Genomic DNA, 19,936 nt, shown 5'->3' with positions numbered 1-19,936 from the left:
CCTCGTACTGGATGTACTTGGGTCGGGGCCCGGTGCGGCGAGAGTGCGTGCATGGCGTCGCGCGGCAGACGGGAGTTTGACGACAGGGCCTAGGCTGCCCCCATGGCACCGAACATCGCTACCAACACCCGTGTATCGCTGGACGAGCTGCTGGACTTCGTACGACCCCGGCACCGCGCCCTGCTGATCACGCGCCGGGCCGACGGCTCCCCCCAGGCGTCCCCGCTGACCTGCGGCGTCGACGACTCCGGCCGGATCGTCGTCTCGACCTACCCCGAGCGGGCCAAGACCCGCAACGCCAAGCGGGACCCCCGGGTCACCCTCGTCGTCCTCAGCGACGACTGGAACGGCCCCTGGGTCCAGATCGACGGCACGGCCGAGGTCATCGACACGCCCGACTCCGTGGAACCGCTGGTCGAGTACTACCGCAACATCGCCGGCGAACACCCTGACTGGGACGAGTACCGCCAGGCGATGGTCAAGCAGGGCAAGTCCATCATCCGGGTGACCCCGGAACGATGGGGCCCGGTGGCGACCGGCGGCTTTCCGGCACGGCTGGTGTCCGAATAACCGCCACCCCTGCCTGCCCCGGAAGAGCGGGGCCCGGTGGCGGCCGGCCGATTCCCGGCGCGCGGCTGATGGCGGACCGGTGGTCAGCTACCGGAGCGATGGGCCCCATGGCGACCAGAGGGCCGGCGCAGCTGGTGCCCGAACGGTCGGCAATCCCGGCCTGACCCCGGAAAAGGCGGGGCCCCATGGCGGCCGGCCGATTCCCGGCGCGCGGCTGATGGCGGACCGGTCGTCAGCTACCGGAGCGATGGGCCCCATGGCGACCAGAGGGCCGGCGCAACTGGCGCCCGAACCATCGCCACCCGGCCTGGCCCCGGAACGGTGGCGGTCGGCGAAACCCGGGTGCGCGGTTGGTGGCGGAGGGCCAGTCAGCCGCGGGCGACCATCGCCTCGATGCCGGCGATCAGCAGGTCCAGGGCGAAGGTGAAGTCACGGTCCAGCATCTCGGCCACCGTGTCGCCGCCGCGCGCCGCCATGAGGTCCTTGGACTCCTTCATCACGTCGGCGGTACCGGGGACCTCGTCCACCATGGACATGGCCTGCTCGAAGTACTCGTCCGGGCTCAGCCCGGTGTCCGCGATCCGGGTGAGGAAGTGCCCCTCGATCGTGCCGAAGCCGTACACGAACTGGAAGACCGCCGAGATCGCCCCGGTCACCCCGTGCGCGGGCAGCCCGGCCCGGCGGACGACCCGCTGGACCACCCGGGAGAACGCGAGGGAGTTCGGGCCGATGTTGAGGAAACGCCCGGCCAGCGGGGACAGCCAGGGGTGGCGGACCAGCAGCGCCCGGTACGCGGTGGCCAGCGCGCGCAGCTGCTCCCGCCAGTCCTCGTCCGTGTTCTCCGGGTCGGGCAGCCGCAGCTCGGCGTAGGTCGCGTCCAGGGCGAGCTCGAGCAGGTCGTCCTTGGTGTCGACGTACCAGTACAGGGACATCGCGGTGACGTTCAGCTCGGCCGCCAGCCGCCGCATGGAGAACTTGGCGAGACCCTCGGCGTCCAGCAGCCGCACGGACGCCGCGGTGATCCGCTCCCGGTCCAGCCCGGACGGCTGCCCACTGCGCCCACCGCGCCGGTCCTTGCCCTCCAGCCACACACTGTCCCGCGCCGACCGACCTGCTGCCTTCGCCACCGGCGGCCCTTCCTCGATTCCGCTCACGGTTCCAACCTACGGGGCGCCGGGCCGTGTCGATGTGCGGCTGCCGCCGCGTGGGCGCCGACCGGCCACGACGGCCGCTAGGCCCTGTCGTCAAACTCCCGTCTGCCGCGCTCCGGGCGGACGACGGGAGTTTGACGACAGGACCTAGGCGGACACCCGCTCCGCCCGCCGCAACAGCCCCGCTGCCACAAACCCTCCGGCCAGCACGGCAACGGCCCCCACCAGCTGACCGGTGCCCAGCCCGGCGGACAAGGACTCCCCCGACGCGACGGAAGAGCTGAGCACCGCACCCAGTACGGCCACCCCGAGCCCGTTCCCGAATTCAGCGAGGGTGCCGTTGATCCCGGCCCCCACCCCCGCCTTCTCCGGAGGGATCGCGCTCATGATGGCGTGCGCCATCGCCGGGTTCGCCACCGCGCATCCCGCGCCGATCAGCAGCAGCCCGAGCAGTGTCCCCGCATAGCCCCCGGAGTCCACCTCCGCGATGGACACCAGGCCCCCGGCCATGCAGACCATCCCCAGCGCGATCGACACCGGCGTGCCCAGCCGTGCCGACCACTTCGCCGACAGCCCGGTGAAGTTGAGCGCCACCACGGTCAGTGCCAGCGGAGCGGTCCGCAGGCCGGCCTCCAGCGGCTCGTACCCGAGCACGAGCTGGAGGTGCTGCGTCAGCAGGAACAACGCGCCGCCCATGCCGAACACGATGAGCACGGCCCCGGCGACCGCCCCCGTGAACCGCGGGTCCCGGAAGAAGTGGAGGTCGAGCATCGGCTCGTCGACCCTGCTCTCCCACCAGGCGAAGGCGCTCAGCACCAGCACCGCCACGGCCGCCGTGCCGAGCACGCGCGCCGACGTCCAGCCGTGCTCCGGCCCGGAGATGATCGCGTACACCAGGGAGGCCATGCCGATGGTGGACAGCACCGCGCCCGGCAGGTCCGGGCGGTCACCACGCGGGTTCTTCGACTCCGGTACGAGAGCCACCACCGCGACCAGGCCGAGCGCCGCGACCGGGATGTTGATCAGGAAGATCGCGCCCCACCAGAAGTGGTCGAGCACGAAGCCGCCGATCAGCGGGCCGCCGGCGAAGCCCAGGGCGTTGACGGCGCTCCAGATGCCGATCGCCTTCGGCTGCTCCTCGGGGGAGAAGATCTGCATCGCCACGGCCAGCGTGGTGGTCACCAGCAGCGCGCCGCCGATGCCCATCCCGGCCCGCGCGGCGATCAGCTGACCGGTGCTGCCGGCGAGTCCGGCCACGAGCGAACCGACGCCGAACAGGGCGAGCCCGGTGATCAGCATCTTCTTGCGGCCGTAGCGGTCGGCGGCACTGCCCGCGGTGAGCAGCAGGCCGGACTGCACCAGGGAGTACGCGTTGATCATCCACTGGATGTCGGAGGTCTCGGCGTGGAGTTCCCGGGTCAGCGAGGGGATGGCCACGTTCAGGACCGTGTTGTCGAGCAGCACGGTGAGCTGCGCGAGACAGATGACGCCGAGGATCAGCCAGCGTTGGGGATGGCCTTGGGGGGTGGACATGCCGTACACCGTATAGCTGTCGCTCTACGGTGTACAACGCGTTCTCCTGCCGGTCGTTCCTCCTCAGCCGCCCCCTCAGCCGGCCGCCCTCAGCCGCTCGCCTTCTGCGTGAGGTCGTAGAACGTGGCCGAACCCACCGTCACCTTCTTGAAGGTGCTCTGGATCCACGAGCTGATCTGCGAGGCGCTGCCGCTGTTGCCGCCGACGCCCATGCCACCACCGGCGATGAAGTAGTGGATCTTCCCTTCCTCGACGTACTTCTTGAACTGGGCCGGTGTCGGCGACGGGTCGGTGCCGTTGAAGCCGCCGATCGCCATCACCGGGTCGCCGGTGGCGAGCTGGTAGCCGGCCGCGTTCTGGGAGCCGATGGACGCGGCGACCCACGTGTACTGCGAGGCGTCCTTCTCCAGCAGCTTCCTCGCCTCGGACGACACGCTCGCGCCGTTCAGCAGGCCGCCGACGCCACCGGCGCCGCCCATGCCGCCCTCGCCCGTGCGGCCGCCGCCGGGAAAACCGAAGCCGTTGCCGTTCTGCTGACCCTGCCGGCCTTGCTGGCCCGGCTGGTTCCGCTGGCCCTGCTGGTTCCGCTGCCCCTGTCCGGCCGGCATCCCGCCGCCGAAACCGCCCCGCATACCGCCACCGGGCCCCCCTCCCCGGCCGCCCATCACGCTCGCGCCCGCCGGGCCGGCCGTGACGATCGAACCGGTGTGCCCCTCCTGGAGCGTGCTCAGGGTGTACGCCGTGGGTCCGGCGAGCGCGGCCACGACACCCACCGCCGCCGCGCCGAGGGCCAGTTGCCGGGAGATCCGGCCTGCGAAGACCAGGCCGAGCGCAGCGGTCAGCCCGCCGATCAGGACCAGCCACTTCAGCCAGGGCAGATAGTCGGGGGTGCGGTTGAGCAGGACGTATCCCCAGGCCGCCGCCGCGACCACGGACGCGGCGAGCGCGATCGACGCCCACGGCTCCCGCCGCCTCTCCCACAGCAGCCCGGCGCCCATGCCGACGACGGCCGCGAGGTAAGGGGCGACGGCCACGGTGTAGTACTGGTGGAAGATGCCGGCCATGTAGCTGAAGACCACCGTGGTCATCAGCAGGGAGCCGCCCCAGACCAGGAACGAGGCGCGGGTGACGGACGTCCTGCGGGCCTTGCGCGTGGCCACCAGGCCGGCGACGAGCAGGATCAGCCCGGCGGGCAGCAGCCAGGAGATCTGCCCGCCGATCTCGGAGTTGAACATCCGGTCCCAGCCGGTCTCGCCCCACATGCCGGTGCCGCCCGCGCCGCCACCGCCGCCGCCCACGCTGCCGGTCTCCTCGCCGTTGAGACGGCCGAGACCGTTGTAGCCGAAGGTCAGCTCCAGGAAGCTGTTGTTCTGCGAACCGCCGATGTACGGGCGCGACGACGCCGGCCACAGCTCGACGATCGCGACCCACCAACCGCCCGACACGACCAGCGCGAGCGTCGCAGCGGCCAGCTGCCCGAACCGCTTCCTGGGCGACACCGGCGCGCACACCGCGTACACGACCGCCAGCGCCGGCAGGATCAGGAACGCCTGGAGCGTCTTGGCGAGGAAGGCGACGCCGATCGCGGCCCCGGCCCACACCAGCCACTTGGTACGGCCGTCCTCCAGGCCCCGGACGACGAGGTAGCAGGCCACCGACATCAGCAGGGCCAGCATCGCGTCCGGGTTGTCGAACCGGAACATCAGCGCCGCGACCGGCGTGAGAGCCAGCACCGCGCCCGCGCTCAGACCGGCCACCGGGCTGAACCGGCGGCGCACGGCCGCGTACACGACGGCGACCGTCGCCACGCCCATCAGCACCTCGGGCGCCAGGATCGCCCACGAGTTCAGGCCGAAGACCCTGACCGACAGTTCCATCGGCCACAGCGAGGCCGGCGGCTTGTCCACGGTGATCGCGTTGCCCGCGTCCAGCGAGCCGAAGAAGAACGCCTTCCACGACCTGCTGCCCGCCTGGACGGCCGCCGAGTAGAAGGAGTTGGCGTAGCCGGAGGCGCTGAGGTTGTAGAGGTAGAGCAGGAGGGTGGTGGCGAGCAGGCCGAGGAGGGCCGGGCGGACCCAGCGGGGGTCCTCGGGCCGGCCGCGCCACAGTCTCCGTACGAACGGCTGCCTCGGCTCACCGGCCTCGGGGCCCTGCGGGGGCGCGGCCGGCGGCGGCCCCCAGACGGCCGGGGCGCCGTGCTCTGTCGTCGGCGGGTCGTAGTGGGCGGTCATCGGGCATCCCCCGGGTCGGTGTCATGAGGGCGCGCCGGCTGCGACCGCGTGGTCGCGTCGGTGACGCCGCTGAAACTGCCGTCCGCGGCCTCATCGGCGCGGAACTGAGTGGTCTGGTACGGCTGCGGCGGCGCGACCGGCCGCTGCGGGAGCGGTGCGTACGGAGGCGTCCTACGGTGGGCCGGGGCGTACGGAACCGTCGTGCGGTGGGCCGGGGCGCCCGGCGTGTGCGCGGCGGCCACCGGGGACGGGGTGGGCTCCCGGCGCTGCGGGAAGACCCAGGCGCGGAAGAGCAGGAACCGCAGCACGGTGGCCGCCAGGTTGGCCGCGATGAGCACCGCCAGCTCGGTGGAGTGCGCCGGGCTGTCCGTGGCCGCGTTCAGGGCGGCGAGCGAGCCGCTGGTCAGCGCGAGACCGATGCCGAACACGACCAGGCCCTGCGCCTGGTGCCGTACCGCGCCGCCCCGGCCGCGCACCCCGAAGGTGAGCCGGCGGTTGGCGGCCGTGTTGGCCACGGCCGAGACCAGCAGCGCGAGCGCGTTGGCGAGCTGCGAGCCGCAGAACTGCCGGAAGACGCTGTACAGCAGCAGGTAGAAGAGCGTCGACAGGACGCCGACCGCACAGAAGCCGACGAGCTGACGGGCGAGCCCCCTGGGCACGTCGGTCAGTTCACGGTCCCGCGGGTCGTCACCGAAGGGCCGGGTCAGCCGGTCCAGCGGCAGCGAACCGGTGGTCAGCGCCCTGCCGACCCGCCACACACCCTTCAGGTCGTCGGTCGCGGTCCTCGCGATGTGCACGGTGGAGTCGGGGTCGTCGACCCAGTCGACCGGCACCTCGTGGATCCTGAGCCCGGCCCGCTCGGCGAGCACCAGCATCTCCGTGTCGAAGAACCACCCGGTGTCCTCCACCAGCGGCAGCAGCACCTGTGCGACATCGCGCCGGATCGCCTTGAAGCCGCACTGCGCGTCCGAGAAGCGGGCCTGGAGCGAGCCGCGCAGGATCAGGTTGTAGGCCCGGCTGATGAACTCCCGCTTGGGGCCGCGCACGACCCGGGAGGTGCGGGCGAGCCGGGAGCCGATCGCCAGGTCGGAGTGACCGGAGATCAGCGGCGCCACCAGTGGCAGCAGGGCGTTGAGGTCGGTGGACAGGTCGACGTCCATGTAGGAGAGGACCGGGGCGTCCGACGCCGACCACACGGTCCGCAGCGCCCGCCCCCGCCCCTTCTGCTCCAGGCGGACGTTCCTGACCTCCGGGACCTCCGCCTCCAGTCGCGCCGCCACCAGCGGGGTGGTGTCCGTGGACGCGTTGTCCGCGATCGTGATGCGGAACGCGTACGGGAACGTGCGCGTGAGGTGCTCGTGCAGTCTGCGGACGCACGGCTGGAGGTCCTTCTCCTCGTTGTGGACGGGGATCACTACGTCCAGGACAGGCGCACCGGCGTCTCCGGCCGGGAGGTGCTCCCGCGCCGGCAGGGTGCCGGGAGAAGAGTCGGTTCGCATGGCACCGACTCTTCTCAAGCGCCCTGTCGCACCCGTGTGGTGGCACTGTGCTGTGCCTGTGAGTCCGATTGCCGGCTCATTTCGGGCTCCGGCCGGGGAACGGCCGGGCCGAGGGCGGGCAGATGCACGGTGAACACCGTGCGGCCGGGAACGCTGTCCACCGTCACCGCACCGCCGTGCGCGGCGGCCACGGCCTGCACGATCGCCAGCCCGAGCCCCGTGGACCCGGTGGCGCGCGAGCGCGCGGAGTCCCCGCGTGCGAACCGCTCGAAGACGTGCGGCAGCAGATCCGCCGGAATCCCCTGCCCGTCGTCCTCGACGTCCACGCACATCCACGGCCCGCGCCGCTGCACGCGCGCGGTGACCGTCGTACCGGGCGGCGTGTGATTCCGGGCGTTGCCCAGCAGGTTGACCAGCACCTGCTGCAACCGGGCCGCGTCCGCCGACACCAGCGCCGGCTCGTCGGGCAGTTCGAGCCGCCAGACGTGGTCCATGCCGGCCGCGCGGGCGTCGCTGACGGTGTCCACGACGAGCGGGACGAGATCGGTCTGCTCGAAGCGCAACGGGCGTCCGGCATCCAGCCGGGCGAGCAGCAGCAGATCCTCCACCAGCAGGGTCATCCGCCCCGCCTCCGACTCGATCCGCCCCAGCGCGTGCCGCGTGTCGGGGCCGACCTGCTCCCGCCCGCGCCGGGTCAACTCGGCATACCCCCGGATGGAGGCGAGCGGCGTCCGCAGCTCGTGGCTGGCGTCGGCGACGAACTGCCGTACCCGCGTCTCGCTCTGCTGCCGGGCGTGCAGGGCGCCGTGGACGTGGTCCAGCATGCGGTTGAGCGCGGCACCGACCTGTCCGACCTCGGTGTGCGGATCGCACTCCGAATCCGGGACCCGCTCGCTGAGGTTCACCTCGCCGGTGTGCAGCGTCAGTTCGGACACCCGGGAGGCGGTGGCGGCCACCTTGCGGAGGGGGCGGGTGGCGACGCCGACGAGCACGTACCCCGCGATACCGGCGGCGACGAGTCCGGCGGCGGTGACACTGATCTCGACGAGGATCAGGGTGTTGATCGTGTTGCCGACCGTCTCGGTCGGCAGGGCGACGTAGTAGGTGCCCTCGGCTCCGGTGACATACCGCGCGAGGTACTCGCCCAGGCCCGGGATGACGACGGTGTGCGTGCCCCTGGTGGGCACGTTGTTCAGGGCGGCCTTCTGCTCGTCGCTGAGGGCGACGGCGTCGTTCCGCTGGAACGGGCCGTTGTCGGTGTCGGGGCGCCTGGCGATGACCGCCCGGGTGACCGTGCCGTCGGGCCCGACGTCGGCGGCGATGGTCTTCGGCTGCGTCGGCCCCTTGACGAAGCCCGTGAGCCGGTCCGTCAGCCCGGAGTCGTTCATGCCGCCGGGCTTCATGGGTCCCGACAGACGCTTGCCGGCCTCCGCCACCTGCCCGTCCAGCTGCTCGTACAGATGTGAGCGCAGCGCCAGCGTGGTGACCGTGCCGATCACGGCACACACCAAGGCGATCAGCGTCACGGACGCGACGACGAGCCGTGTCCGCAGCGTGCGCGGCTGTCCGGCTCGTCGCTTCTGCCGCCGCTGCGGATCCGGCCGTCGCCGCCCGCTCATGACGCGGCGGGCTTGATCAGATAGCCGGCTCCACGCCGGGTGTGGATCATCGGCTCCCGTCCTGCGTCGATCTTCCGCCGCAGGTAGGAGATGTACAGCTCGACCACATTGGCCTGCCCGCCGAAGTCGTACGACCACACGCGGTCCAGGATCTGCGCCTTGCTCAGCACCCGCCGGGGGTTGCGCATGAGGAAGCGCAACAGCTCGAACTCGGTGGCGGTCAGATGGATGTTCTCACCGCCCCGCGACACCTCGTGGCTGTCCTCGTCCAGGGTCAGATCGCCCACGACGAGCACGGAGTCGGACCGCCGGTCGGCGGCCCCCGCCCGCCGGATCAGCCCGCGCAGCCGCGCGACGACCTCTTCCAGACTGAACGGCTTGGTGACGTAGTCGTCCCCGCCGGCGGTGAGCCCGGCGATACGGTCCTCCACCGCGTCCTTGGCGGTGAGGAAGAGGACCGGCACATCGGGCAGCTCACGCCGCAGCCGGCCGAGGACGGTCAGCCCGTCCATGTCCGGCAGCATCATGTCGAGCACGACGGCGTCGGGCCGGAACTCACGGGCCGTCTGGATGGCCCCCTGCCCGTCCCCCGCACTCCTGATCTGCCAGCCCTCGTAACGAAGAGCCATGCTCAGCAGTTCGGTGATCGACATCTCGTCGTCCACCACCAGCACGCGGACGGGACTCCCGTCCGGCCTCAGCAGTTCGGTGCGCCCCTGGGGCGAGGTCGTGGTCATGCTGGACACCGTGTCGAGGCCCTGTGAGAACACGCTTTCCAGAGTCTGTGATTTCTCTGAGAAACACACAGGCGTCTCTCAGCGAACACCTGGGTCAGAACAGCCCGTCCGGTTCCCTCCTGAACTCCCGCACAGGAAAGGTGCATCCGGCCGCCGTCGACTCCGGCGGCACCAGCTCCCAGCCGGTCATCAGCCGCGTGTCCAGGACGACGACCCCACGACCGCCGACCGCCAGATGAAGATCGGGCCCGGCGACCCCGACCAGCTCACCGCCCACACCCCCGCCGGGAACGAGTTCGACCACCTCCCCGAACGCCTCCGGCCCCCCACCGATCCCGAACACCCCCACATGGTCGACCACTTCGCAGGGCTCCGACCGCAGGGACTCCGGCCACCCGGCGAGCGCGACGGCCCGCGCGTGCAGCTCCCGCACCTCGGCGGCCCGCTCCGCCTCCGTCCCCGGCAGCGCCGACCGCACCGCCCGCTTCTCGGCGTACGGAATCCGGTCCGGCACCCGCAACGCGGCCCGCAACAGCTCCTCGGTGCGCCGGGCGGCCATCAGCGGACCGGTGCCGAGCCAGCTGAAACAGACCGCGCCCTGCTCCAGCAGCCGCGCCGGCCCCCGCTCGACAGCGGTGATGCCGACCTTCACCATCCCCGGCCCGAACCACGCCAGATACACGCGGTACGGCCGTGGATCGTCGGCCATCGTGTCGGCGGCCACGGAGTGCGCCCGGTCCAGCCGCGCGCACTCCTCGCACCGGGCCCCCGTACTCCGCCCCGGCACGGCGGCCCGCACCGGACAGGCATGCCCCCGCGCCCCCACACACGTACGCCCTCCCCCCTCCGGCACCGCGAAGGCGACCCGCTTCCCCCGGGGCAGCGCACTACGCCGCCCGCCGTCCCACTCCAGCACCGGACCGCCTGCCGCCCACCGCAGTCCCGTGCACTTCCAGACCTGTGCCATCACTCGTGAGGGTAAGGGGTGGCTCTGACAGCGGCTGTGGGAGATGAGTGGGGGTACGGAAGGCGCAGGCCCGAAGCCGCAACCTCGTTTTGCGACTTCGGCCTCCTTCCGGTTCTCGGCTACGGCAGCACGTACACCGGCATGCCCCCGGCCCCCACTCCCACCTGCCGCATGCAACCCCGCTCGATCTGCGCGACCGCCAGCTCCCCGTCCGCCCGGATGTTCCGCTCCTCCAGCCGGACGATCGCGTCGGCGACCTGCTGGGACATGAGGTAGGCAGTTGTGCCGTCCGAGGCGGGTTCCTTGTGCAATCTCACGCAGGCTCTGCCAACACGAAGTCGTTGATGTCGATGGCGTCCCGCTTCGCTCCCGTCGGCTGCTCCGCCGGGGTGTCCACCCCGGAAGCTAGGGTCGACGATCAACAACTGTCGTTCGAAGAAAGCTCGTTCAATCGATAGGGGACAGAGGGATCGATTCGGCAGGAATCGCATCCGGCGCCGAGGCCGACACCGAGGCAGCCGCCTCGGCCGACCGCTTCCGCCCCCGCCCCGCCAGCCGGCACCCGACACACCCCGGGTGGCCTTCCCGCACCTGGGCGTCCCGGACCCGCATCCCCCACTGCTCGCGCGGCCGGACCCCGGGCGGCTTGCCCCAGCCGGACAGATGCAGGGCCCAGGTCACCAGGACGCTCACCGCCACCACGGCCAGCCCGGCACCGGCCACGGGGAGGGAGGCCGTACACACCCCCAGCCCCACCACGGCGCTTCCCGCGGTCGCGATGGCGACGCCGGTCCAGCCGGCGATCGTGTGACCCTCGTCGTACAGACTCATGGAACCGCCTCCAGGGGACGACCCAGTTTCCTCACGAGCTAAGAAGTTACAGCCTGAATATCTCACGAGCTAAGGGATTCCGAAAGATGCACGGCATGCCGCGCCCGCCCGCCACTCCGGCCCAGGCGCTGTCGGCGATGGACCACCTCATCGCCGCCCACCTCATCGGACAGCAGGAGCTGGCCCGGCGGCTGGGACTGAACGTCACCGACCTGACCTGTTTCGCCTTCGTGCTGGAGGCCGGCGACGAACTGCTGACGGCGGGCGACCTCGCGGCCCGCGCCCACGTCACCACGGGCGCGGTCACCGGCATCCTCAACCGCCTCGAACGCGCCGGCTACGTCACCCGCCGCCCCGACCCCTCCGACCGCCGCCGGGTCCGCGTGGCCGCCGTACCGGACGCCGTCACCCGCGTCGAGGCGGTGTACGCGGGCCACTACAAGCGCCTGACGGCTCTCTTCTCCGACTACTCCCCGGAGGAACTGGCGATCATCACCGACTGGTTCACCCGCGCCACGGCCCTGGCCCACGAATACCTGGAGAAGCTGAACCGCAACGACCCGACCGAGGAGTGCTGACCCGGAACACGCCGAAGGCCCCGGAGTGATCCGGGGCCTTCGTTCTCTGCGCACTCGGCAGGATTCGAACCTGCAACCTTCTGATCCGTAGTCAGATGCTCTATCCGTTAAGCTACGAGTGCTTGTTCTTTTGTTTCGCCCCCGCTCCCGGTCCTTTCGGCCCGCTCGCGGCGACAGGAAGAACATTACATGACTGCCGCCGTCCTGTGAAATCCGATCCGCACACCCCTTGTGACCTGCGGAAATGCCGACGGGGGCCGAGGAGGCGGCAGAGTCCGGTGAACGCCGAAGCCCCGGTCCTGGGGACCGGGGCTTCGGGATCGGGCGGAGGCGGAGGGATTTGAACCCTCGATGGGCTTTAAGGCCCAAACCGCATTAGCAGTGCGGCGCCATAGACCGGACTAGGCGACGCCTCCAGCACAACCGCTCACGCGAGCGCGCGAGTGGTGCGTGCAGATGATGACACAGGCGAGCGCCGTGTCACCAATCGCCCCCCACGGTACTAGGCACTCGGGTCGCAGGGCAAAGGGCTTCCCCCGGCGGGGCGCGAAGGTGCAAAGAGGGAGGGGAGGGGAGGGGAGAGGGAGGACAGGGAGGACAGGGAGAAGGGGGAGAACGGGTGAGGAGCGGGGCCCAGGCGCAACGTGTTGGGCGGGGGCGCGTTGGAAAGGGCATGGATTCTGTGCTGCCGGGCGCCGGGCGGCGCCTTCTGCTCGCGTCGCTCTCCGCCGTCGCTTCCCTCGTCCCCCTCACCGCCGGGCCCTCCGCCGCGGCCGGCGCCATGCCGCCGCCCGTCCGGCCGGGGGACCAGGGTGATCACCTCACCGTCGTGGTGCGGCACGCCGGGGCGGGGCGGGACGGGACGTACGAGGTGCGCTGCCATCCCAGCGCGGGGCGGCATCCGGACGTCGCCGGGGCCTGCCGGGTGCTCGACGCGAACACACGGTGGGGGCGGGATCCCTTCGCGCCGGTCGCTCCCGGCACCATCTGCACCATGCTCTACGGCGGCCCGGCCACCGCCCGGGTCACCGGGACCTGGGCCGGACGCCCGGTCGACGCCTCGTACGACCGCAGCGACGGGTGCGAGATCGAGCGGTGGGACCGCATGGTGCCCCTGCTGCCGGACATGGGCGGGCCGGCGTAGCGAGGGGTGGGCGGACGCATTGGTTCCGTAAAGGTCCCGGGGAGGACTCGGGGAGCCGGCGTATACGGTCACGCGTTCGCCGTCACTTCCTCGTGGGACCTCCCTCTCATCCGGCGCCGCGAGCGCGACCCGTGCCCTTAGACTCCCTCGCGTGACACGTCGCGGGCCGGTTGGCAAGATGGCCCGAGCGGTCGGCAAGGTGCGGTAACAGGGAGGAAGGCGTCTCGTGAGCAGCAGGCCATCCCGAGGCGCTGCTCGCCTCGCAGCCATACTCGACGCGCTGCCGGACGCGTTGGTCCTGGTCAACGCCAACGGAACCGTCGTCAACGCCAACACCATCGCGCTGGAGGCCTTCGAGACGCCCGGCACGGCTCTCGTGGGGCGCGGGCTGCTCGATCTGCTGCCCGAGTTCGACTCCCGGCTCATCCCCGGCTCCATGCGGCGGCCCGATCACATGGATCCCACGGGACGGACCAAACCGACCCGGATGATCGCGCGGCGGACCGACGGGGCCGAGTTCCCGGTCGAGGTCACCAGCGCGAACCTGGAGAACGGGCAGCAGGCGTACGACGGTTACGGCTACACCGGCGACGAGCTGCTGATGATCGTGGTCCGGGACCTGTCGGGGACCGTGGACACCGAGGCGGAGCTGGCCCGGTCGCAGCGGCAGACCGAGATGATCCTGCGGGCGGCCTCGGAAGGTGTCGTGGGCACCGACACCGACGGACGGATCGTGCTCGTCAATCCGGCCGCCGCTCAGATACTGGGGTACCGGGCCGGTGAGCTGGGCGGCAAGGAGCTGCACACGCTGGTGCTGCACTCCCGCGCCGACGGCTCGCCCTTCCCGTACGAGGAGTCGCCGCTCGCCGACACCCTGCGCTCCGGCCGCAAGCACCGGGTGCGCGGGCAGGTGCTGTGGTCCAAGGGCGACCAGAAGGTGCCGGTCGATCTGACCACCGCGCCGGTGCGCGACGGCGACCAGCTCGTCGGCGCCGTGATGACCTTCACCGACCGGCGGCCGTTCGACGCCCTGGTGGAGGAGAAGGCCGCGCTGGAGAAGGCGCACGCCGAGGAGCTGGAACGGCTCTCCGAGGAACACGCCTCCGACCTGACCGCGCTGCGCCAGCAGCACGTCACCGAGGTCGAGGAACTGCGCGAGAACCACGCGGAGGAGCTGGCGGCGGGCGAGGAGCGGTACGCGGCGCTCGCCGAGCGGGAGAAGGACCGGTACGAGGCCCTCGCCGGGCGGCACGAACAGCTGCTCACGCTGCTCGGGCAGTCGCTGCGCGGGCCGCTGGACGAGCTGCGCCGCGAGCTGTCCGCGCTCGCCGCCGACGACGCCGGGCAGCTGTGGCCCGAGGCCAACCAGGTGCTCCACCACCTCTCGGCCGGCTACTCCCGCATCACGACCCTCATCGACAACGTCCTGGGGTACCAGCGGCTGGACGCGGGCAGCGAGGACATCACCCGTACGAAGGTGATGCTGGACGCCGTCGTCGCCGCCGGTGTGGACGGGGCCGTCGAGCTGATCGGGCCCGGGCGCGTGCAGTTCGCCGTCCACGCGCCGCCCATCGAGGCCGAGGTCGACCCGCAGCGGCTCGCCACCGCGCTCGCGCATCTGGTGGCGGACGTGGCCGGGGTCGACGCCACCGGCAACACGCCCGTCTCGGCGGGCGGTTACCTGGACAACACCGTCGTCGTGGCCGCCGCGCAGCGCGGTGAGGTGGCCCGGATCGAGGTGCGCGGTCCGTACGCCGGCGGAGACCCGGTGCACGAGCCGATCGTGCGCGGGATCGTGCGGGCCCACGGCGGTGTGCTGCAGACGCACGAGGTGCCGGGCATGAGCGGCAGCGCGTACGTCCTCGAAGTACCGCTCGGCGGCGGGGCGGGCGCGGTCGCGGCGGCGGCGGCCGGTGCCGCTGAGACGTCGGTCGCGGTGCGGGTGCCGGACGGCGGTGAGGGCGGCGCGGACGACGCCGGTGCGGCCGGACAGGGCCCCGCTGGTGGGCGACGGCGGGCCCGGCGGGCCTCCACGGACGCCTTCCTGGACAGTGACATGGCCGGCACCGGTGACGCCGGTGACGCGGAGGCGCCCGCGCCGACCGGACGGCGCCGGCGGCGGGCCGCCCAGCCCGCCGAGCAGGGTGCCGCGGTCCCGGCCGAGGGCGCGGAGACCGCGTCCGGCGGGACCGGACGCCGCCGCGGCCGGCCCGCGGACAACGCCGACGCCGGTGAGGGCGACGGCGAGGGCGTGTCCGAGGGGTCCGTGGTGACCTCGGCCGAGCAGAGCGCGGGGGCCGCCGCCTCGGGTACGGGACTCGGTGGCACCGTGCCGCCGCAGGGCGTGCCCGGGCCGACGGGCCGGCGCGCCCGCCGCGACTCCGGCGCCCCGCAGGCCGCGCTGCCTCCGGCGCTTCCCGCGGCAGGCAGCGAGCCGGGTGCGCGGGCGGTGCCGGCCGAGGGTGCCTCCGTGGTTCCGGCGCAGGGCGGCGAGGCGGTTCCGGCCGACGGTGCGCAGCCGACGGGACGGCGCCGACGGGCGCTGGCCGCGGCGGCGGAACGAGCCGCGGCGCAGGAGGCGGGCGGCGCGCGTACGGTCTTCGCCCTGCCGCCGGCCGAGGCGGACCGGTCCCCGGACACCACGGGCCCGGAGGGTGGCGCGGCCGGTGCCATGGGTGCGGGCGCGGGTACGGCTGTGCCGGTGCCGCCGGGTGGCGGCGCGCCCGCAGGCCCGGTTGCCGGGGTTCCTGTGGCTCCCGAGGCCGGAGTTCCTGTCGCTCCGGGTGCCAGTGCGCCCGTCGGCCCGCATGCCGGTGTCCCCGCCGGTGGGCCTGGGGCTCCCGGTGCCGGGGTTCCCGTCGCCCCGGGTGCCGTCGCGCCCACGGGCTCCGGCCCCGGCGCCGGTGTACCCGTGGCTCCCGGTGCCGTCGCCCCGGCCGCCCCCGGCGCGGGTCCCGTCGCCGACGGTCGACCCGGCGTCGCCGGTCCGGTGGCCGGTGCCGGGCCGCTGCCCGGTCAGGTGCAGGTTCCCGCCCAGATGCCGGTGTCCGCCGAGGGCGTCCCGGGTGACGACGGCCGGCACGACGCCGTACCGCTCGACCAGGCGGAGGACCACACCCCGCCGCAGCCGCATCCCACCAGCGCCCCGACCGGCCGACGCCGCAGGGCCGTGGCCCAGCCCGCCCAGGCGGTGGCGCCCGCGACCGGGCAGATGCCGCCGCAGCCCCTTCCGGCGCCGGCCGCTCCGGGCCAGGTCCCGCAGGGTGCGGCCGTACCGCCGGCCCCCGCTCCGGGGACCCCGGCGCACAGCGTTCCGGCGCAGGGTACGGCCGCACCGGGCAACCCCGTCCAGGCCGGTCCCGTCGCACCGGCGGGGCAGCCGTCCGCCCAGGCGCAGGGTGCCGGCCCTGCGGGCCCCGGTGCCGCCGCTCCGAGCCGGCCGGCCGTGGGAGGCCGACCGGCGGTTCCGGCCCCGGGCACGCCGGGCCAGCCCGCGCCCGCCCCGGGCGCCCCTGGTCAGCCCGCACCCGCCCCGGCAGCACCGGCCTCGGCCACGCCTGCCCAGGGCATGCCCGCCCAGGCCACCGCGGCGCAGGCCGTTGCGCCCACGCAGGCCCCGCAGTCCCCGGCCGTATCCGGCCAGGGCACCGCTCCCCCTCTCACTCCCGCCCCGGGCGGCACCCCGGCCGCCGGTACTCCGGTGGTGTCCCCGGGTGCGCTGCCGTTGCCCGCCGAGGCCGGCACCGGTCAGGTGCCTGCGGGTGCGCAGGGGATCCAGGCCGCCCCGGTGCCGCCCGGTGGCAACCCCGCGGCCGGCGTCCCGCAGCAGTGGCCGGGCTCCGGCGACACCTCCGGGACGGGCACCCACGCACCGGCCCCGGGCACCCCCGCGGCCAACGTTCCGCAGCAATGGCCCGGCTCCGGGGACACCTCCGGTACCGGGACGCACACCCCCGCCCCCGGCACCCCTGCCGGTGGCCGGTCGCAGCGGGTGGCGATGCCGCTGCCCGCCGAAGCCGCCGGTGGTACCCCCGCCGACCCGGACTCGACGCAGGGGCGGGCGATCAGCGTCCGTACGCTCGGGCAGGGCGTGCCGTTCTCGCGGCAGGCCGCCCAGGTGCAGCAGCCGACGGCGACTCCGCCGCCGCACGCGCCGGGCGGTTCCGGCCGGCGGCGCAAGCTGGGCACGCGCCCGGACCCGGCCCCCACCGGCCAGGAGCCACAGCCGGACCAGGCGGCCCGGCCGCACCCGTCCGCCGAACCCGCGCCCGCGCACCCCGCGCCGACCGGGCAACCATCCCTCGGCGGCCAGAACTCGCTCGGCGGCCAGGCCTCGCTCGCCGGGCAGGCGTCGGCACCCGTGCCGCAGCCCTCGCTCGGTGGGCAGGCGCGGCCGGCGCAGGGCACCGAGGGGGGCGGGCGATCGTACGCCATAGGCGCCCCGGAGCCCAATGCCGCCGAGGGGCCGGAGCCGCTGGACGGTCCCGGCGGGGCCGTGGAGGTGGCGGACACGCCCCGTCCGCAGCCGCTGGACGACGAGCTGCCCCCGGAGCCGCTGGACAACCCGCGCCGGCTGCTGGTGTGGCCCGCGCCGGACGTGACGACCCAGCAGGCGCTCAGCGACCGCGGCTACCGTCCGGTGATCGTGCACTCCCGCGAGGAGGTCGACGCCCAGATCGCGGCCTTCCCCGCCGCGCTGTTCGTGGACCCGCTGACCGGGCCGATCACGCGGACGGCGTTGCAGTCGCTGCGTCAGGCCGCCGTGGCCGCCGAGGTCCCGGTGCTGGTCACGGCCGGGCTCGGGCAGGCGACGCGCGAGGCGGCGTACGGCGCCGACCCCGCCGTACTGCTGAAGGCGCTGGCTCCCCGGGACAGCGAGCAGCATCCGCCGCGGGTGCTGCTCATCGAGGAGCACGCGGAGATCGCGCTGGCGCTGACCTCGACGCTGGAGCGGCGCGGGATGCAGGTGGCGCGGGCCGCGGACGACAACGACGCGGTGACGCTGGCGGGGCAGTTCCGGCCGAACCTCGTGGTGATGGACCTGATGCAGGTGCACCGCCGGCGGGCCGGGATCGTGGACTGGCTGCGGGCGAACGGGCAGCTCAACCGGACCCCGCTGGTCGTCTACACCGCCGCCGTCGACCCGGCCGACCTGCCCCGGCTGGCCTCCGGCGAGACCGTGTTGTTCCTCGCCGAGCGGTCGACCAGCGGTGAGGTGCAGTCGCGGATCGTGGACCTGCTGGCCCGGATCGGCACGAACTAGGCCCTGTCGGCCTGCGCGGCGATCAGTCTGCGGGCCGCCTCCTGCCTGGAGGCGGCCCGCAGGGGCCGTCAGAGCCGGGTGACGTCCAGCCGTCCGTCCGCGTACTGCCTGCGCAGCACCTTCTTGTCGAACTTGCCCACGCTCGTCTTCGGTACCGACTCGACGACCGTCCAGCGCTCGGGCAGCTGCCACTTGGCGATGCGGCCCTCCTCGAAGAGGAAGGTGCGCAGGGTCTCGAAGTCGGCGGTCGCGCCCGGCCGCAGGACGACCGTGGCCAGCGGGCGCTCGCCCCACTTCTCGTCCGGTACGGCGACCACGGCGGCCTCGGCGACGTCCGGGTGGGACATCAGCGCGTTCTCCAGCTCGACGGAGGAGATCCATTCGCCGCCGGACTTGATGACGTCCTTGGCGCGGTCGGTGAGGGTGAGGAAGCCGTCGGGGGAGATGGTGCCGACGTCTCCCGTCTTCAGCCAGCCGTCCGCGCTGAACTTGTCGGCGGGGCGCAGGGGTTCGGCGTCGGGGCCGTTGTAGTACGCGCCCGCGATCCAGGGGCCGCGGACCTCCAGCTCGCCCGCCGACGCGCCGTCCCAGGGCAGGCGTGCGCCGCCGGGGCCGGTGAGGCGGGCCTCGACGCCGGCCGGGAAGCGGCCCTGGGTGAGGCGGTAGGCGAACTCCTCGTCGGTGCCCGCCGCGTGGGCCGGCGGGCGGGCGACCGTGCCGAGCGGGGAGGTCTCCGTCATGCCCCAGGCGTGGCAGACCCGCATGCCCAGCTCGTCGAAGGCCGCCATCAGGGAGGGCGGGCAGGCCGAGCCGCCGATGGTGACCTGGGTGAGGGAGGAGACGTCACGGGGCCTGGCGTGCAGCTCGCCGAGGAGGCCCTGCCAGATGGTCGGGACGGCCGCCGCGTGGGTGGGCCGTTGGTGTTCGATCATCTCGGCGAGCGGGGCGGGCTGGAGGAAGCGGTCCGGCATCAGCATGTTGACGCCGGTCATGAAGGTGGCGTGCGGCAGGCCCCAGGCGTTGACGTGGAACTGCGGGACGACGACGAGCGAGGTGTCCTGGTCGGTGAGTCCCATCGACTGGGCCATGTTGACCTGCATGGAGTGCAGGTAGATGGAACGGTGGCTGTAGACCACGCCCTTGGGGTCGCCGGTCGTGCCGGAGGTGTAGCACATGGCGGCGGCCCGGCGTTCGTCCAGCTCGGGCCAGTCGTAGCCGGTCGGCCGGCCGGCGAGCAGTTCCTCGTACTCGTGCACCTGGGCGGTGGCGCCCTGGAGCGGGGCGCGGTCGCCGGGCCCGGACACGACGATGTGCTCGACGGTGGGCAGCTTGGGCAGCAGCGGCGCGAGCAGCGGGATCAGCGAGCCGTTGACGAGGACGACCTTGTCGGCCGCGTGGTTGACGATCCACACCAACTGCTCGGCGGGCAGGCGCAGGTTGAGCGTGTGCAGCACCGCGCCCATGGACGGGATCGCGAAGTACGCCTCGACGTGCTCGGCGTTGTTCCACATGAGCGTGGCGACCCGGTCGTCGCCGGTCACGCCGAGTTCGTCCCGCAGGGCGTGCGCCAGCTGGGCGGCGCGGGCCCCAACCTCGGCGAAGGTGCGCCGGTGGGGCTCGGGTTCCCCGGTCCAGGTGGTCACCCGCGACGAGCCGTGGACCGTCGACCCGTGGGTCAGGATCCTGGAGATCAGCAGCGGTACGTCCTGCATGGTGGCCAGCACGGCGTTCCTCCCGGGCGACGTTGCCTACGCGGTAGTAGGGGGTGCGCTGATTCTGCGCACATACCGCGCGGTATGTCACTAGGGGGTGT

At 73.1% G+C, this 19,936-nt stretch carries 14 protein-coding genes and 2 tRNA genes; 4 read left to right on the top strand and 12 right to left on the bottom strand.

Translation table 11 applies throughout. The annotated features are described in order from the left end of the window. Positions 1–102 precede the first annotated feature (102 nt). On the top strand, positions 103–570 hold the full coding sequence (locus tag AB0L21_RS09215) for a PPOX class F420-dependent oxidoreductase (RefSeq protein ID WP_365710708.1): 468 nt from the start codon (positions 103–105) through the stop codon (positions 568–570). Between the two features lie 368 nt (positions 571–938). Here the strand turns inward: AB0L21_RS09215 and AB0L21_RS09210 are convergent, their stop codons facing one another. The 9 genes from AB0L21_RS09210 to AB0L21_RS09170 form a co-directional block, all read right to left on the bottom strand. Then, positions 939–1,697 carry a TetR/AcrR family transcriptional regulator gene (locus tag AB0L21_RS09210; protein ID WP_365710746.1) on the bottom strand — a complete coding sequence of 253 codons (759 nt, stop codon included), beginning with the start codon at positions 1,695–1,697 and terminating at the stop codon, positions 939–941. Positions 1,698–1,868: 171 nt separating this feature from the next. Continuing rightward, positions 1,869–3,254 carry an MFS transporter gene (locus tag AB0L21_RS09205; RefSeq protein ID WP_365710710.1) on the bottom strand — a complete coding sequence of 462 codons (1,386 nt, stop codon included), beginning with the start codon at positions 3,252–3,254 and terminating at the stop codon, positions 1,869–1,871. Positions 3,255–3,343: 89 nt separating this feature from the next. After that, a complete protein-coding gene (locus AB0L21_RS09200) occupies positions 3,344–5,485 on the bottom strand; it encodes a glycosyltransferase family 39 protein (protein ID WP_365783054.1) in 2,142 nt (713 codons plus the stop codon). Then, on the bottom strand, positions 5,482–6,984 hold the full coding sequence (locus AB0L21_RS09195) for a glycosyltransferase (protein WP_365783052.1): 1,503 nt from the start codon (positions 6,982–6,984) through the stop codon (positions 5,482–5,484). Before AB0L21_RS09195 ends, AB0L21_RS09200 begins: the two co-directional genes overlap by 4 nt. Before the next feature lie 14 nt (positions 6,985–6,998). Beyond that, positions 6,999–8,603 carry a HAMP domain-containing sensor histidine kinase gene (locus AB0L21_RS09190; RefSeq protein WP_365783050.1) on the bottom strand — a complete coding sequence of 535 codons (1,605 nt, stop codon included), beginning with the start codon at positions 8,601–8,603 and terminating at the stop codon, positions 6,999–7,001. Continuing rightward, on the bottom strand, positions 8,600–9,340 hold the full coding sequence (locus tag AB0L21_RS09185) for a response regulator transcription factor (RefSeq protein ID WP_365783048.1): 741 nt from the start codon (positions 9,338–9,340) through the stop codon (positions 8,600–8,602). The genes AB0L21_RS09190 and AB0L21_RS09185 overlap by 4 nt, the downstream gene beginning before the upstream one ends. 94 nt (positions 9,341–9,434) lie before the next feature. Then, positions 9,435–10,307 carry a DUF2797 domain-containing protein gene (locus tag AB0L21_RS09180; RefSeq protein ID WP_365783046.1) on the bottom strand — a complete coding sequence of 291 codons (873 nt, stop codon included), beginning with the start codon at positions 10,305–10,307 and terminating at the stop codon, positions 9,435–9,437. Positions 10,308–10,426: 119 nt separating this feature from the next. Then, a complete protein-coding gene (locus AB0L21_RS09175; RefSeq protein WP_365783044.1) occupies positions 10,427–10,624 on the bottom strand; it encodes a hypothetical protein in 198 nt (65 codons plus the stop codon). Between the two features lie 130 nt (positions 10,625–10,754). Continuing rightward, complete coding sequence (locus AB0L21_RS09170) at positions 10,755–11,138, bottom strand: HGxxPAAW family protein (RefSeq protein ID WP_365783042.1); 384 nt, start codon at positions 11,136–11,138, stop codon at positions 10,755–10,757. Between the two features lie 86 nt (positions 11,139–11,224). On the opposite strand from AB0L21_RS09170, the gene AB0L21_RS09165 reads away from it, so the two are divergent. Further along, positions 11,225–11,716, top strand: a complete 492-nt coding sequence (locus AB0L21_RS09165) for a MarR family transcriptional regulator (RefSeq protein WP_365783040.1) — start codon at positions 11,225–11,227, stop codon at positions 11,714–11,716. A 49-nt stretch (positions 11,717–11,765) separates the two neighbouring features. Here the strand turns inward: AB0L21_RS09165 and AB0L21_RS09160 are convergent. Beyond that, a tRNA-Arg gene (locus AB0L21_RS09160) sits at positions 11,766–11,838 on the bottom strand. 203 nt (positions 11,839–12,041) lie between these two features. Further along, positions 12,042–12,132, bottom strand: a tRNA-Ser gene (locus tag AB0L21_RS09155). 257 nt (positions 12,133–12,389) lie between these two features. Here AB0L21_RS09155 and AB0L21_RS09150 point away from each other — a divergent pair. Together AB0L21_RS09150 and AB0L21_RS09145 are read left to right on the top strand one after the other, a co-directional pair. Next, positions 12,390–12,860, top strand: coding sequence for an SSI family serine proteinase inhibitor (locus tag AB0L21_RS09150; protein WP_365783038.1), 471 nt, complete (start codon positions 12,390–12,392; stop codon positions 12,858–12,860). A 226-nt stretch (positions 12,861–13,086) separates the two neighbouring features. After that, positions 13,087–18,123, top strand: coding sequence for a PAS domain-containing protein (locus AB0L21_RS09145; RefSeq protein WP_365783036.1), 5,037 nt, complete (start codon positions 13,087–13,089; stop codon positions 18,121–18,123). 68 nt (positions 18,124–18,191) lie between these two features. Here AB0L21_RS09145 and AB0L21_RS09140 read toward each other — a convergent pair whose 3' ends face one another. Then, the gene (locus tag AB0L21_RS09140) at positions 18,192–19,847 is read right to left on the bottom strand and encodes a long-chain fatty acid--CoA ligase (RefSeq protein ID WP_365783034.1); all 1,656 of its coding nucleotides are present in this window, start codon (positions 19,845–19,847) and stop codon (positions 18,192–18,194) included. Between the last annotated feature and the right edge of the window lie 89 nt (positions 19,848–19,936).

Source organism: Streptomyces sp. NPDC052721 (assembly GCF_040678315.1).
GTDB lineage: Bacteria > Actinomycetota > Actinomycetes > Streptomycetales > Streptomycetaceae > Streptomyces.
This window is presented reverse-complemented; position numbering and strand designations above follow the sequence as displayed.